We start from the raw sequence: 14,961 nt of genomic DNA, 5'->3' as shown, positions 1-14,961 counted from the left end.
CATATTCTAATATAGTTTGCCCTGGCTTATATTGAAAATCATTTCCTCATTATAGAAAAGAAGAAAGAAATGAGGCGTTCAATTTGATTTCATTCTAGCATGTTTCATAGGTGAATGCAACGAACTAAAACAGTATGTAAAACATAGGAAAAAGCAGCAAGGCAACATGCTTTGCTGCTTTTTCACAGCGTTCTCAAATGAGAAAACGCTTGATTCTAAGATAAAATCCTTTTGGTTGCCATCTTGCTAAAATCAACTACCGGTAGATTGTGCCAAAGTAACAGTAGCCGTAAAGGTTTTACCCGTTTTTGTTCTTGAAACACTCAGCGAGACGGTCTCACCCGGTTTTTTGGAGGCGATGGCACTAGTTAGTACCGAACTGGAGTTAATGTCTTTGCCATCAATCTTAGTGATAACATCCCCTGCCTGTATACCCGACGCATTAACAGAGGGGTTCGAAACAGAAGAAACATAATAGCCAACCGGTAAACCATAAAAACGAGAAATCATGGTATCTACAAACTGGCCAGAAATGCCGAGCATAGCACGGTCTTTTACATAGCCGTATTTCTTTAGGTCATCGATAATGGGTCTTGCATCATCCATGGGGATTGCAAAGCCCAGGCCTTCGTAACCCTGCGCTACAATCTTTGAAGAATTAATGCCGATTACCTGCCCAGCAGAATTCACCAAAGCACCACCGGAGTTGCCGGGGTTAATGGCGGCGTCTGTCTGAATGCACTTCATCGTGTAGCCATTCTCACTGTTGGTAATTTCACGGTTTAAAGCAGATACATAACCAATGGTTACGCTGGAGTTAAACTCCAAGCCGCCGGGGTTACCGATTGCCATAACGGTGTCTGCCACCTGTAAGGAAGAGGAAGTGCCAAGCTCTGCGGCAGTTAGTCCAGAGGCCTCAATCTTTACAACCGCCAGATCGGTTACGGTGTCGCTACCAATCAGCTTTGCTTCGTAAGACTTTCCATCCGAAAGAATTACTTTCAGTGAATCTGCGCCGGAAACCACATGCGCGTTTGTTACAATATAACCGTCCGAAGTGGTAATGATCCCAGAGCCCTCGCTTGTTGGAGAGACTGCAGTTTCGTCACTGCCGGAACGGCGCTGTAAATTGAGTGACTGGCTTACTTGATAGTTTTGAATACACACAACAGAAGGAATCACCTTTTTTGCAATTTGCTGTGCGGTAAGTGCGCCACCCGCCTTTAAAGTTGTGGGGGTGGTAATTGGGGAAGAAAGGACCGATGACTGGCTAGAGGACACATTGCTGGCAGTCGCTCCACCGTTTAAGGTCACATACCCATTGTTTACCAAGGCAACAAACCCACCAATGGAGCTTGCCGAAATGATTAAGCAGGTTAGCGCTCCGCATAAAACCTTGGTGCCCGTCCGCATTTTAGGTTTTCTTGGAGGTTCCGGTGAAGAACCATTATAGTTTCCACCTTGTGAGCCTTGCGAGTGATATGTGCTGCCGTTCCATTGTACCTGTTGATCCGGATTATTCCACTGATAACTGTCCGTTGTATAGTCATCGCGCTGCGCGTTAAATTGATTATTGTTTTCACCAAAGGGATACATAAAATCAGATCCTTTCCTATGTGGCTTTTATCATTGCTCTTAGTATGCCAAAGGAATGTGAAAAACCTATGAAGTACCCTTATCTTTTTTATGAAAGAATCAAGAAAAAAATGTGAAATTGATGGAAAAAATCTGAAATGAACTAAAAATAGTTTAAATGCGGGCCACATTGGTACGTCGAGCGGCCTCGGCTACGGCTTTCGCAACCTCCGGCGCGACGCGTTTATCTAGAGGAGACGGGATGATATATTCTGCGGAAAGCTGCTCGTCGGCAATCATAGATGCAATGGCATACGCTGCCGCAAGCTTCATTTCATCGTTAATATCCTTTGCACGCACGTCCAACGCTCCACGAAAAATCCCCGGGAAAGCCAGCAAATTATTAATTTGGTTCGGGTAATCAGAGCGCCCGGTACCAACTACAGCAGCACCCGCAGCCAATGCCTCATCAGGAAATATTTCGGGCACAGGGTTTGCCATAGCAAATACAATCGGCTGCTGTGCCATGCTTTTTACCATCTCTGCACTCACGCAGTTGGGAGCGGAGACCCCTAAAAAGAAATCAGCATCTTTCATAACATCGGCAAGAGTTCCTTTTCTATGGTCGCGGTTCGTAACCTTTGCCATTTCAGCCTGTGCCGGATTCAGCCACTCTTCGCCCTCACAGACGGCACCATTGCGATCGCATAGAGTCAAATTTTTCACACCAAGAGACAATAGGAGCTTTGCACAGGCAATCCCTGCGGAACCAGCACCATTTACTACACCGCGCACATTCGCAATGTCTTTTTTCACTACCTTTAACGCATTAATTAGCGCAGCGCCCACTACAATTGCTGTTCCATGCTGATCATCATGAAAAACGGGAATATCCAGTGACTCTTTTAAACGGCGCTCAATTTCAAAACAACGGGGAGCGGCAATATCTTCTAAATTAATACCGCCAAAGGAGCCCGCCAAAAGCTCCACTGTGCGCACAATTTCGTCCGTATCCTTTGAACGAATGCAGAGCGGAATCGCATCCACATCTCCAAACGCTTTAAATAAAACCGCTTTGCCTTCCATAACGGGCATTCCGGCCTCCGGACCAATGTCACCCAGCCCAAGCACAGCGGTACCATCTGTAACAACAGCTACAATATTGCCACGGCGCGTATATTCGTAAGACTTCTCCACGTCCTTGCTAATTTCTTTGCATGGCTCTGCCACGCCGGGCGTATATGCTATGGAAAGGTCATCTTTGGTTTCTACCGGGCAATTTACCTTTATTTCTATTTTTCCTTTCCATTCTTTATGCTTTTTTAATGCCTCTAATGCATAATCCATTTCCATTTCCTCCAATTTATGCGCATTTCGTTTAGTATAACATATTTTCTGCAACTTTCAAGAATAGTTCTTGCAAATCATTGCAAAACGGAGCGAAATATGGTTAGATAGATATTGTAAGCAATATTTCAGATACCATAAAGAAAGGAGATTGCTTATCATGTACCAAGCATGTATTTTTGACTTGGATGGGACCTTAGCCGATACGCTGGATTCCATTGCGTATTTCGGCAATTCTGCACTGGAGGAATGCAGATACCCGGCAATTGACCGCGAGAAGTACCGTTACCTAGTTGGGAAAGGCTCGGAGCGTCTCATGCGCGGAATGCTGCAAGAGGTTTCTCCGAAAGGATACACCGAAGATGACGTGATGATGCTTCGTAAAATTTACGAAAATCTCTACGAGCAAGACCCCATGCACTTTGTAGACCAATACACCGGAATGGAAGAAGTGCTGCGGGAATTGAAGGAACACGGAATGAAGCTGGCGGTGCTTTCCAACAAACCTCATAATATTACCTCTCGCCTGATTACCATGTTGTATTCACCCGATATGTTCGACATTTGCTATGGTCAACGTTTCAATGTGGAACGCAAACCATCCCCCGTAGGTGCATTGCAGATTGCAAAAGAGCTTGGGGTAGAGCCGAAGGATTGTCTTTATATTGGTGACACCGACATAGATATGCAAACCGGTGAAGCCGCCGGAATGGATACGGTAGGCGTGTTGTGGGGATTCCGATGCCGCAATGAGTTAGAGCAGAGCCATGCAAAACACATTGTGCGCGACCCGAAAGAGATACTGCCCATTGCAATGGGAAAAACCGTGGCAGTTTAAGTAGGGGTAACATAGTAAATTGACTGTAAAAAAAGAGAACAGGTGCCGCAGCGCAATGCTGCGGCACCTGTTTTGTCATTATTTGTTAAAATGTGAAAATATAGTTGGTTTTCTTGACGCAACTAATTTATAATGAATATACCCAAAGGAGTGATAAATAGTGTTAATATGCGGTATGGCCATACAAAACGATGAAGATCGTTGCGTCGTAGAAAGATTATACAATGACTACCACCGTTTAATGCTCTACATAGCCAAAGGAATTTTGAACGACCAAGAGAAAGCAGAGGATGCCGTTTCTCAAACGTTTCTAAAAATAATTGATAATTTACAAAAATTTTCTTTTGAAGACTGTAACAAAACGAAGGGTTTAATCGGTATATTAATTAGGAATATATGTTTTGATATGATAAGAAAAGAAAATCGCAGTGCTACAATCCCCTTGGAGGACATTGAACTAAGTTACGATATTACCGATCTTCCTTATGAGGCTTTCGCATCGGATGAGAGCTACCAGGCAATTCTGAACGATATTTCGGATTTAAACGATAAATCTGCCAGTGTACTAAAGCTAAAGTATGTTTTCGATTATTCCGATCATGAAATTGCAGATTTATTAAACATTTCTCACGATAACGTGCGTGTGAGGCTCCACAGAGCCAAATCCGCTTTGATGAAAAAGCTGAAAGAGAGGGGCGACAGCAATGAGTAATCAAGAAATGAAAAATCAAATTTTCGAAGTGATGCTTCAGGCAGCTATAAAAGAAAGCTTTGAGAAAGAAGTACGAGCATACCCCTCAGCAGATATTTTAACACAAGAATACGATTTATCACTAACTACCCATCGAAAAATAGAAAGAATGATTCGGAATTCTCAACATAAACTAGCACAGCTTCATATTCAAAAAGCTGCAAAAAAAGCAGCTGTTATTGCGGCTATTACCATTCCTGTTTCTATTTTCGGCCTATTTAGTGTAGATGCGTCGCGCAATGCAATCTTCAATGCTCTTTTAGAATGGAAGTCAGATCATATCGACATTAAGTATCAGGATAATAATCATCCAGATGACAAAAAACCATTAAACATACCTATTAATTTAAAACCCAAATATCTTCCAAAAGGTTTTGTAGAGAACGAGAATTTAAATATTGAAAATAGGATAATTATAAAATATCAAAATGATAAAGATGATATTATTCTATTAGAATTAACACCTATTTCAGATGAGGGAATTAATTCATTAGATATAGAACGTACTACAAAGAAAGAAATTAGTATAAAAGGAAAAAATGCTATATTGTTTTCAGCCAAAGATTTAGGTGATAAATCTTATCTTGCATGGAATAATAAAGATTTTCACATCTTGCTAAATTCAAAAATTCGACCAGAAGAATTAGTTAAAATTGCAGAAAGTATGCAATAATAAAATAATTTGGAAAATATTGTAACAAAAGGGACAGGCTAAACGTTTTATTATATAGAATATAAAATAGAGGAGAATAGAATATGAAGAAAAAAATTGTTGCTTCACTCTTAGCACTGTCTATGATGATTTCCGTAAGTGCTCCTGCTTTTGCTGTAGAACAGATGGATGCCCCTAAACTAAATTCTAACTATCATGTTATGTGGACCAATACGGATCGAGTAAATTCAACAATTAATATTAACAGCAATGGTCGTGCTGGTTGCGTTGGTATTATTGAAGCAAGAGAAGGTACCACAAAAATACAAGCAACCTTTTTACTAAAACAAGTAAAGTCGAATGGTACGGGTACTAAAACTGTTAAGTCATGGACTAAAACTGTATCTGGCGATTACCTTTTATTTGATGGTGCTTATTATGTATCCAAAGGATACGAGTATGAATTTGAAGTATATGCCAATGTGTATCGTGATGGCATTGTGGAAAACGTCAGTGTCAGTGACTATGAATATTTCGGCTAATCCCTACATAGCGTAACAACTCACTTAACAAGCCTCCCATTTTAATTCCCTCCATACCATAATATAACCCCCACACACCCACAATCACAATTCCTCCATACCATATTATAACCCACACACAAACCATTTGTTTCGGTTTACCATCCGTTTGATTCACGGATGGTAAACTGACTCAAAGGTACTGTCTCGAAATTTAAAGAATTAATCTTAAAAACTTATTTACTATAATGATGGACAAGGGGAGATTGTGTGCAAATACATTTGTATAAAGAAACCAGTCCCGCCTTAAAGATTGCGCTCATCTGTCTTGTTGCTCTCCTTTTTTCACTCAGCAGCTGTGCGCCAATGAGCAGTTCATCTGCATTATCCGATAAAAACACGGTAGAAAAACAATTAACGGTTGTACTCGATAATACCTTTTCGAACGGCTGGCTCGATAAATGCTCTTCTCTACATAGAATTGCAGAAATTGCAACCAGCAAAGAAAACAGCAAAACTTCTCCCGATTATCTTCTCGGGTATGTAGAAGGGAGTGCTGCCGACCGGGTTGGCTACTTTCTTCAAAATATATATTCCAATCAATCTGAACTGGAAGAACCACTGATTACACGAGAAGTAAAGCAGTCATTAAATACCTTCGCTTCTGCGGAATCCGATTATTTGCAGCAGCTCCAATATAGGCTGAAAACAGATCGGAAAATTCCGCAAGAAAAAGCATTCCAAAACAATACCAAACAATTAGCCGAGCTAATTGTTCCACTGAGCATCCAAGCCAGTGATTTAAAAAAGGAAGCAGAAACAAAAGCCTTTCAGCAAAATTTACAAACCGCAACCCAGCTGATGAAAACTGCTTTCCCAGAATCGAAATCAACTGGAGCTTTTGCTCCTTCTGATAATATTATTATTTTACCAGGTTAACTCCTACTCATTTTCTATGCTTTCATGTTAGATTCTACCCTATCTAATCTATTCTATTTATCCCGAAAAAGGCAAACGCCCTTGTGTTTATAACACAAGGGCGTTTGCCTTTCTATGCTCGATTAAATTAAGCCTAAATTTTTCAAAAATGCTGGTATCTCCATCTCAAAGTTTACTCCAAAGCGAATGTCCGTTTTCGCCATCTTGGTTCTGCGAATCGCACCACACGTAAAATCAACCGCAAGCTGCATGGCTTTCTGCAACTCAAATCCATTTAGTAAACCTGCAAGCAAAGCACTGCCATAAACATCGCCAGTACCGTGGTAAGAGCCTTCAATGCGTTCTGAAAACGCATAGCTAATCTCACCCGTAGTGCTGTCATAACCGGCGGAGCCAAGCTCACTTTCCTCAAACCACACTCCGGTAAGCACCACTTTTTTGGGGCCAAGCTCCGCGAGAGCTTTGAGCAGTTCCTCAATCTCTTGCTTTTCATAAGGTCCCTCTTTATACTCTCTTCCTAATAAGAAAGCGGCTTCCGTAAGGTTTGGCACAACCAAATCTGCACTCTTACACAGGCGTGCCATCCCCTTTGCCATTTCAGGAGTATAGATGGAGTAAAGCTGACCATTGTCCGCCATAACAGGGTCAACCATAATAAGGTTGCTCTCTGTTTTAAACTGGCGGAAAATATCTTCTACCATATCAATCTGCTCAAAGGAGCCCAAAAAACCGCTGTACAATGCATCAAACTGAAGGTCAAGACTCTTCCAGTGCGCTGCAATCGGCGGAAGATCCTCCGTTAAATCACGGTAGGTAAAGCCGGTAAACCCACCCGTATGGGTGGAAAGCACTGCTGTGGGTATCACACTGGTTTCAATACCAGCGGCCGAAATAATTGGCAGTGCCACGGTAAGGGAACACTTTCCGAACCCAGAAATATCATGAATTGCCGCTACTCTTTTTTGTCGCTCCATACGAAAGACTCCTCTATTTCTTATCTGCAATTTCACCGGCACATTTGTAAATGCTTTTGGGCGGTATGACTCCACGCACCATGGAGAGCGGGTATACCGTGCTTTCAGCCCCTATCACCGTACCGGGGTTTAAAACGGAGTTACACCCAACCTCAACCGAATCTCCCAAAACAGCTCCAAATTTTTTCAGCCCTGTTTCCAGGACACCATTTTCACCGCGTACGGTTACCAAGGTTTTATCGGACTTCACATTAGACGTAATCGAACCAGCCCCCATATGGGAACGGTAGCCCAAAATAGAATCTCCCACATAATTGTAATGTGGAACCTGTACGTTATCAAACAGAATTACATTTTTTAGTTCGGTGGAATTACCCACCACACAGTCGGCTCCCACTAATACACTGCCACGAATAAACGCGCAGTGGCGCACCTCGGTACCAGGCCCAATAATGGCAGGCCCCGCAATAAACGCCGTAGGGGCAACCTTTGCACTGCGAGCAACCCATATATCTTCCCCACGCTGCTCGTATTCATCCTTCGAGAGTGCTGCACCCAGCTCGCGAATCCATCCGCTAATTTGAGGAAACGCTTGCCACGGGTACTGGCAGTTCCGTAAATACGGCGCCGCCAACGTATGCGATAAGTCAAATAAATCGTTCGTTTCAATTGTTAACATACTGCTGATCTCCTGAACGTTAGCAAAATAATATTTTGTAACCTCATTGAAAACAGAAGTTTATTGCGTAAAAAACTACTTAATAAAGCCCAATAATAGTTTTCTTCTATTTTCAACTGTACCTTCTATTTTTATCTTATTCCCAGCAAATGTCAAGAAGATTTTTTAAGCTCCTTCTTTAAAATGAGTAAGTCCGCTGTTGTTATTTTGCCATCGCCGTCCATATCTGCCGCCGCAAAGGAGGCTTCCTCCAATTCTGCAGTACCGCTAAGTACTCGGTAGAGCAATTTGCTGTCTGTTTGTGTTAAGCGACCCGTACCGCTCAAATCCCCTTGCACCACCACGGTAAGGCTATCGCTGATTTCACCCTCATCGTTTTGTGCAAGCAGAACCGCACCTGTCATCACATACCCGCTTACAAAAGCCACTCCATTGGGCTTTTGTGCCTCCAAAGTTCCCTCTTGTACACGTATCACATTTTTGAGTGCCGCATAGGTAGTATTGGCGGGTAAATAGATTTTTTGCGCACTTCGATCAATTCGAGCCGATTGACTCAAAGATATAATTTCTACCTTTTCGGGCATTTGGGAGGAATTATCATCGGGATGAGACGACTCTTCATTTTTAGAGGATTCTCCCGGTTCAGATGAAACTTCCTCGCTGCTCTCCTCCTGTGAGGAAGAGGTCTCATCCTCTAAAAGCTCCTGAGTAATTGGCAGAAAAATCCAATCCTCTTCCCGCTGTACAATCGCTGCTGCACGGTCCCCATTTGCAGCAATTGAAATCAAATCACCAGGTACACGATATGCCCCCGTATTCTCATCGTCTACATACTCTAATAGTCGCGAATCATCTGTTTTCACCAGAACTTTACTGGAGGATAGCGCAGCGGCACACTCCATATCTCCGCCAGTTTCTGTATAGCGGTGTAACAAACCCGAGTCTTGCTGCACACGGTACAAATTTCCACTTTCGTCCATTACCATATTTTTATTTAAGAAGCGGTATCCATCCTGCGGAATATCACTATCAAACAGCGGTGGTTCTTCTAGCGTCGTTTCCTCTCGAATGGAATCGGGCATCGCTTTTATGCCAAGCTTACTCTCCCCATCGTACTGTGTGTACAACACGTTGTTTGGTGAAAGCGCCACGGAGGTAACCGGACCTCGGGTAGATGCAATTTGGTTAAGCAACCAACCGGAGGGTTCAAAAATTAAAATAGAATCCTCCATTGGTGTATGTATGGCGTAAAACCGCCCTTTGGAATCCATTGCAAAATCGTTTTTTCCTTCTACATAAATCTGCGGAAGATCAATAGATTGATTTGTATCAATTTCATCCCGGCGAACCGTATAGGTATATACACTTACCCCAAACTCCTCTTGATTGCTACTGCGGTACGGGCATACCAAAGCAAGCCTCCCATCCTGATACAAGGGAAACTGCATGTGTAACGAGAGCACCTGTTTATCCAATAGCTGTCCATTTTCATCCAATAGCAAAACAAAAGAACGATTATCCTGTGTTCCACAAAGCAGGTAATGGTTGTCACCTGCTGGCAGAAGCTCTACCCCCTGGGGGTCATCAAAACCGGAGGGAAACTCCAACGAAACCGCCACATAAGATGTACCTGCAAGAATAGAACGTGTACCTATTATTGTTAATAACAGTACCGAAAATAGCATAAGTATGCCCATAGCACTGTTTTTTCGACTTAATTCCAAGTTTTTCCCCTCCTTTTTTATTATTATAATCAAGGAAAGGAAATATGTACCAAATATGTGAAAAAAGACCATGCTAATTAGAAGAACCAGTGCATTCAAAATGCACTGGTTCTTCTAATTTAGGAGGAATTTATCACGTAAAAAAGTGTTAAAAACAATATTCTTCTACTTCTTGTAAAACAGGAATTGACGGAGCGGCACCGTGGCTCGTAACCGCAATGGCAGAGGCCTTTGAAGCCAGCTCCAACGACTGTGGCACACTAAGCCCACGGGCTACACCAGCCAAGAAATACCCGGTAAACGTATCACCTGCCGCAGTGGTGTCTACCACGGGAACGGTATAAATGCCATGAGTATGGCGTTCGTTTTTATCACGGTAAATAACACCCTTACTCCCCAAAGTTAATACGACGGCTAGGTCTGGGTATCGTTTGGCAAGAGCATTTAATATATTGTCGGGTTCTTTCTCCCCGGTAATTTGCCAGCCTTCAATTTCATTTACTAGTAATATCGAAACTTTGGTAAGGTCGCATTCTTCCATTACCGCATGGTAGGGTGATGGATTTAACACAATTTGCATTCCACGCGAGTCGGCTTCTTCAATTAAGCGGGGAACTCCGTTGATTTCATTCTGCAATAGGAGCATATCCCCTTTGCCAAAAGAAGAAAGCACCTTACTCGCATATTCCTCTGGTATGCTTTGATTCGCACCACCAAATAGCAGTATACTGTTCTGACCATGCTTTTCCACCTGAATGACCGTGTGCCCGCTTTTTCCGGTTACCGTGCGAATCCAATCGGTATTTACCCCGTTGTCGCGGCATATTTGCAGCAGCTGCTCGCCCTCTTCTCCCACTTGGCCGGCATGCCAAACCTCTGCTCCTGCACGTGCAAGGGCAATGGATTGATTGAGACCTTTCCCGCCAATATAGGTATCCATACGCAAGGCGGCGTTGGTTTCTCCCGGTAAGCCAATATGGTCAACGGTGTAAACGTAATCGTAATTCAGGGAACCAAAATTCAGAATCTTCATAACAAACTCCTATTCATTGGAGAAAGCCACTCCGGCTTGCAAAATCACATTGGCATACGGTGTGAATTCACCGGTTCGTATCGCAAATTTTACGTTCTCCGTCTGCTGCTTGAGTTCTGTATGGGGAACCTCTTGTACCGGTAACCACGCAAGCTTACTATGAAGGTACCTTGCCATTCTTGGGTTTTCTTGCTGCATTTCTTTGGCAACAACATACCCCTCCACAACCGTCTCCTCTAGCACGGCATCCACTACTTGCTGAAAGCTTGGAATTCCGCCGCACAGAACCAGGTCAACAATGGGAATTCCTTTCGGCACGGGCATTCCTGCATCTCCGATTAAAAATTGCTCCTTATGTCCCAGCCCAGCTATATACCCTGCCAGCTGCGCGTTCAGAATACCAGTCTTTTTCATGCCATATTCCCTCCCGGATTCGAAGCCGCCGCTTCTTTTTCTTCTCCACGTGCCTGAAGTGCCATTTTAGCTTGCAGGTTTCTTTGGAACTGGTCAATAACAACTGCAAAGACAATGACGAGTCCTTTAATTACCATCTGCCAAAACTCCGAAACACCGCACATAACCATGCCGTCGTTAATAACACCAATCACAAATGCACCCACAATGGTACCGCCGATGGTTCCAATGCCGCCCGCCATTGAGGTTCCGCCCAAAACAGCCGCTGCAATGGCGTTCATTTCCCAAGATTCGCCGGAGGCCGGGTGGGCAGCCACCAACTGCGCTGAGTTAATAATGCCAACAATTGCAGCGCAGACGCCGGAGAGTATGTATACCATAATTTTCACTTTGTTTACTTTGATGCCGGAAAGCTTTGCGGCTTTCTCGTTACCGCCAATGGCGAACACATGCCAGCCAAAGGGGGTAAATTTGAGCAGTATCGCGGTAATGACCGCAATCACCAGAAGAATAACCGCACCAACCGGAATCCCCAAAATACTACTGCCAAAGAAATCATACCCTGTGTTACCAAGTGCCGGTTTTCCTACAATGTTTGAGTAGGTTGCACCGTTCGAGTGCAGCATGGCAAGGCCTCGCGCTACATACATCATACCCAGTGTAGCAATAAACGGCGCTACGTTAAATCTTGTAATTACCAAACCGTTTACCCAGCCAACCAACGCACCCACCAGAATGGTAATGAGTACAATAAGCGGAACATCAAAGTATAGGGTAACGCCGAACATTGGTAAGGTAAGGCCCTTGTTTATCAGGCCGCCCGCCACCATTCCGGAAAGGCCAACCACAGCACCAACCGAAAGGTCGATTCCGCCTGTAATAATAACGTAAGTCATGCCAATTGCAAGAATCCCATAGAGTGCCACATGCTTAGCAATTAACAGCATTGTGTTTTGCGAAAAAAAGTTGGGTGCCGCAAAGCTGAAAAAAATCAGCAGTACAATCAGTACAATGAAGGTTCTTCCCTTTAGGAGCGTCATGGCAAGCCCATGATTTGATTGATTCAGTTTCATACCTGCATTCTCCCCTTTAAATTCCCGATGCCTGCAAATGATGCCCCTGGTAGGACGCCATTACTAGGTTATCTTCTGTAATTTCATCCCCTGCCAGCTCCGCCGTTTTCTTCCCGTTTGAGAGAACCACAATTCGGTCGGCGATTGCCAGTATTTCTTTCAGCTCTGAAGAAATTACGAGGATGGTCAGCCCCTGCTCTGCGTACTGATTGATAATATCAAATACTTCCGCTTTTGCTCCAACATCAATTCCACGGCTTGGTTCATCCAACAGCAGAATTTTGGGATTTGTTAGTATTCCCTTGCCAATAACAACCTTTTGCTGGTTGCCACCGGACAAAGATAAAATCGGCAGGCGTTTATCTGCAACCTTAATATGAATGTCTGAAATTTGCCGCTCCACCTGCTCGTCTTCTGTTTTCTTATCAATAAAAATCCCTTTAACGCAGTTCTTCAGGTTCGAAAGGGAGATGTTTTTGGCAATATTTAAAGTTTGCACCAGTCCCTCACGCTGCCGGTCCTCCGGCACCAAAGCGAACCCACGCTGAATTTGTCCGGCTACACTATCGATTGGAATCTCTTGCCCATCAAGCAAAACCTTGCCGGTGTGCTCGGGGTGAAGGCCCATAATGCACTCGAATAGCTCCGTGCGTCCCGCTCCCAGTAAGCCATAAATACCGAGGATTTCCCCCTTTTTCACCTGAAAGCTCACTTTGTCGAGCAAATACCCGCCGCCGCTTCTGGGCAGCGAGATGTCGCTTACCTCCAGCACAGTAGGGGTGCTTTCCCAATCGACATTACGCTCCCGGTGGGCATAGCCCTTTTCTTCACCCACCATTTGCTTTACAATCCACGGAACATTAATATTCGAGACCTCTTCGTCTGCAACGTATTTCCCATCTCGCAGAATTGTAACATGGTCGCCAATCTGCATAATTTCTTCCAAACGGTGCGATATGTAAACAATAGAGATACCCGCCGCTGTAAGCTCACGCATTATTTTAAATAAAATTTTTACTTCCTGAGCGGAAAGAGAGGAGGTCGGTTCATCCATAATCAAAATCTTTAAATCATCTTGAATTAAGTTGCGAGCAATTTCAATAATCTGCTGTTGGCCAACACGAAGGTTACTAACCAAGGTCTCCGGAGGAATTGGGTGCTCCAATCGCTTGAGCACTTTATCGGTAAGCTCTGCGTGCTGTGCATTATCCAACCCAATTTTATGCTTTGTCTTTTCCCGTGCCATAAAGACGTTTTGATATATATTCAGGTTCGGGAATAAGCTTAACTCCTGGTGTATAATTCCAATTCCATGCGAGCGTGCCTCCGTTGTATCGCGAAAAGAGACCTCCTTGTCATCCATGAATAGCTGGCCGGAGCTAGGCTGCTCAATACCCGCTATAATCTTCATTAGTGTCGATTTTCCCGCTCCGTTTTCTCCAATTAAAACATTCACCTTACCCCGCAGAACCTGGAACGAAACATCGTCCAGTGCCTTGGTGCCGGGGTAAATCTTACAGATATGCTCCGCCCGAAGGCAAACCTCTTGATTTTCCATAAGCAACCCCCTATTTTACTGTTAATTGCACCGGGGTTATGAGCAGCTTGTCGTTGCCATCTACGGTAAAGCATCCAACAAACTCCACGGTTTTACCGGTAAGGGACGAAACGTTCAGCGGGTCGATTACCTGCTTTTGAATAATCGTGTGAATACTTTGAGACACATTTGCCCACTGCACCTGATTTTTATAATCTTCATATTTAATAAAGCTGATTGAGTCACGAACGGCGGAACCCCGGAAAACCGAGCCAATTTGAAGCTGAATGCTTTCAGGACCCTCATAGCCTTGTAATTTCAGTTCCATTACGCCATTTTTCTTAGTTGTGTCTACCTTTGTAATCTCTGCAGTACCTTTTACCACATAGTTCAGCTCACCGGTGGAGCCCATGGAATATTTTCCGTATTTTTCCGCCAATGTTTTTAAATTCCCCTTTGATTCGGTCAGGAACATATTCAGGTCTTTTGCTTTTTCGGTTAAATCTGGTACTGCGTTAGACTGCCAAATGGTTTCTACATTACTGTCTGCATTAAAAGCAATCTCTCCGGTTATTTTTCCTTCTTCCCCAATCTTCACTACTTTTACGCAGCCGGTTAGGGAGGAGGCGGTAAACGCCAAAACCAGAAGCAGTGCGGCGAATTTTCTTTTCAACTTGCACTCCCCATTTCTCAAACCCCTCGGGCTCTAAATTGAATTTACTCTATGTATACCAAACGTATTTGGTATCTCTGTCAGGCACTACTGCCCTCATAAGCCTATTTTATATGTACGCTTTTAAAGCAATGAGGATAAGGGAAAGTGTTTTCATTCCTCTTTCTCCTTACCCTCACTCTCCATCTTTTATAACGAACTCACACAGTATTGTTTGCTGTTATGAACGGT

At 43.6% G+C, this 14,961-nt stretch carries 15 protein-coding genes; 5 read left to right on the top strand and 10 right to left on the bottom strand.

All coding sequences use genetic code 11. The features are described from left to right. Window positions 1-252 precede the first annotated feature (252 nt). Window positions 253-1,596, bottom strand: coding sequence for a S1C family serine protease (locus tag CAN90_RS01705; RefSeq protein WP_085832105.1), 1,344 nt, complete (start codon window positions 1,594-1,596; stop codon window positions 253-255). 153 nt (window positions 1,597-1,749) lie between these two features. Next, window positions 1,750-2,922: an NAD(P)-dependent malic enzyme gene (locus tag CAN90_RS01700; RefSeq protein WP_085832104.1), complete on the bottom strand. Its 1,173-nt coding sequence runs from the start codon at window positions 2,920-2,922 to the stop codon at window positions 1,750-1,752. Between the two features lie 160 nt (window positions 2,923-3,082). Between CAN90_RS01700 and CAN90_RS01695 the strand changes: the two genes are divergently transcribed. From CAN90_RS01695 to CAN90_RS01675, 5 genes are all read left to right on the top strand, one after another. Then, on the top strand, window positions 3,083-3,760 hold the full coding sequence (locus tag CAN90_RS01695; protein ID WP_085832103.1) for an HAD family hydrolase: 678 nt from the start codon (window positions 3,083-3,085) through the stop codon (window positions 3,758-3,760). Window positions 3,761-3,920: 160 nt separating this feature from the next. Then, window positions 3,921-4,472 (top strand): RNA polymerase sigma factor, encoded by a 552-nt coding sequence (locus tag CAN90_RS01690; RefSeq protein ID WP_085832102.1) that lies wholly within the window; start codon window positions 3,921-3,923, stop codon window positions 4,470-4,472. Next, window positions 4,465-5,184 carry a DUF4367 domain-containing protein gene (locus CAN90_RS01685; protein WP_085832101.1) on the top strand — a complete coding sequence of 240 codons (720 nt, stop codon included), beginning with the start codon at window positions 4,465-4,467 and terminating at the stop codon, window positions 5,182-5,184. Before CAN90_RS01690 ends, CAN90_RS01685 begins: the two co-directional genes overlap by 8 nt. A gap of 83 nt (window positions 5,185-5,267) precedes the next feature. Beyond that, entirely contained in the window at window positions 5,268-5,705 is a 438-nt protein-coding gene (locus tag CAN90_RS01680; protein WP_085832100.1) for a hypothetical protein, read from the top strand. 345 nt (window positions 5,706-6,050) lie between these two features. After that, the gene (locus CAN90_RS01675; RefSeq protein WP_143750778.1) at window positions 6,051-6,623 is read left to right on the top strand and encodes a hypothetical protein; all 573 of its coding nucleotides are present in this window, start codon (window positions 6,051-6,053) and stop codon (window positions 6,621-6,623) included. A 122-nt stretch (window positions 6,624-6,745) separates the two neighbouring features. Here the strand turns inward: CAN90_RS01675 and CAN90_RS01670 are convergent, their stop codons facing one another. The 8 genes from CAN90_RS01670 to CAN90_RS01635 all read right to left on the bottom strand — a co-directional run bounded on the left by CAN90_RS01670 (window position 6,746) and on the right by CAN90_RS01635 (window position 14,730). Continuing rightward, on the bottom strand, window positions 6,746-7,597 hold the full coding sequence (locus tag CAN90_RS01670; protein ID WP_085832098.1) for a pyridoxamine kinase: 852 nt from the start codon (window positions 7,595-7,597) through the stop codon (window positions 6,746-6,748). A 13-nt stretch (window positions 7,598-7,610) separates the two neighbouring features. After that, window positions 7,611-8,276 carry an acyltransferase gene (locus CAN90_RS01665; RefSeq protein ID WP_085832097.1) on the bottom strand — a complete coding sequence of 222 codons (666 nt, stop codon included), beginning with the start codon at window positions 8,274-8,276 and terminating at the stop codon, window positions 7,611-7,613. Between the two features lie 152 nt (window positions 8,277-8,428). Next, a complete protein-coding gene (locus tag CAN90_RS01660) occupies window positions 8,429-10,000 on the bottom strand; it encodes a dockerin type I repeat-containing protein (RefSeq protein WP_085832096.1) in 1,572 nt (523 codons plus the stop codon). Between the two features lie 148 nt (window positions 10,001-10,148). Then, window positions 10,149-11,033, bottom strand: a complete 885-nt coding sequence (locus tag CAN90_RS01655; RefSeq protein WP_085832095.1) for a ribokinase — start codon at window positions 11,031-11,033, stop codon at window positions 10,149-10,151. A gap of 9 nt (window positions 11,034-11,042) precedes the next feature. Beyond that, window positions 11,043-11,447: a D-ribose pyranase gene (gene rbsD, locus CAN90_RS01650; RefSeq protein WP_085832094.1), complete on the bottom strand. Its 405-nt coding sequence runs from the start codon at window positions 11,445-11,447 to the stop codon at window positions 11,043-11,045. Further along, window positions 11,444-12,520 carry an ABC transporter permease gene (locus CAN90_RS01645; protein WP_085832093.1) on the bottom strand — a complete coding sequence of 359 codons (1,077 nt, stop codon included), beginning with the start codon at window positions 12,518-12,520 and terminating at the stop codon, window positions 11,444-11,446. The genes rbsD and CAN90_RS01645 overlap by 4 nt, the downstream gene beginning before the upstream one ends. Before the next feature lie 16 nt (window positions 12,521-12,536). Then, window positions 12,537-14,078, bottom strand: a complete 1,542-nt coding sequence (locus tag CAN90_RS01640) for a sugar ABC transporter ATP-binding protein (protein ID WP_085832092.1) — start codon at window positions 14,076-14,078, stop codon at window positions 12,537-12,539. Window positions 14,079-14,088: 10 nt separating this feature from the next. Further along, on the bottom strand, window positions 14,089-14,730 hold the full coding sequence (locus tag CAN90_RS01635; protein ID WP_085832091.1) for a DUF2291 domain-containing protein: 642 nt from the start codon (window positions 14,728-14,730) through the stop codon (window positions 14,089-14,091). Window positions 14,731-14,961: the final 231 nt, after the last annotated feature.

The sequence above is a fragment of the Clostridium merdae genome, from assembly GCF_900176635.1.
Taxonomy (GTDB): Bacteria; Bacillota; Clostridia; order Oscillospirales; family Acutalibacteraceae; genus Faecalispora; species Faecalispora merdae.
Note: the sequence above shows the minus strand (reverse complement) of the source record. Positions and strands in the feature narration are given on the sequence as shown.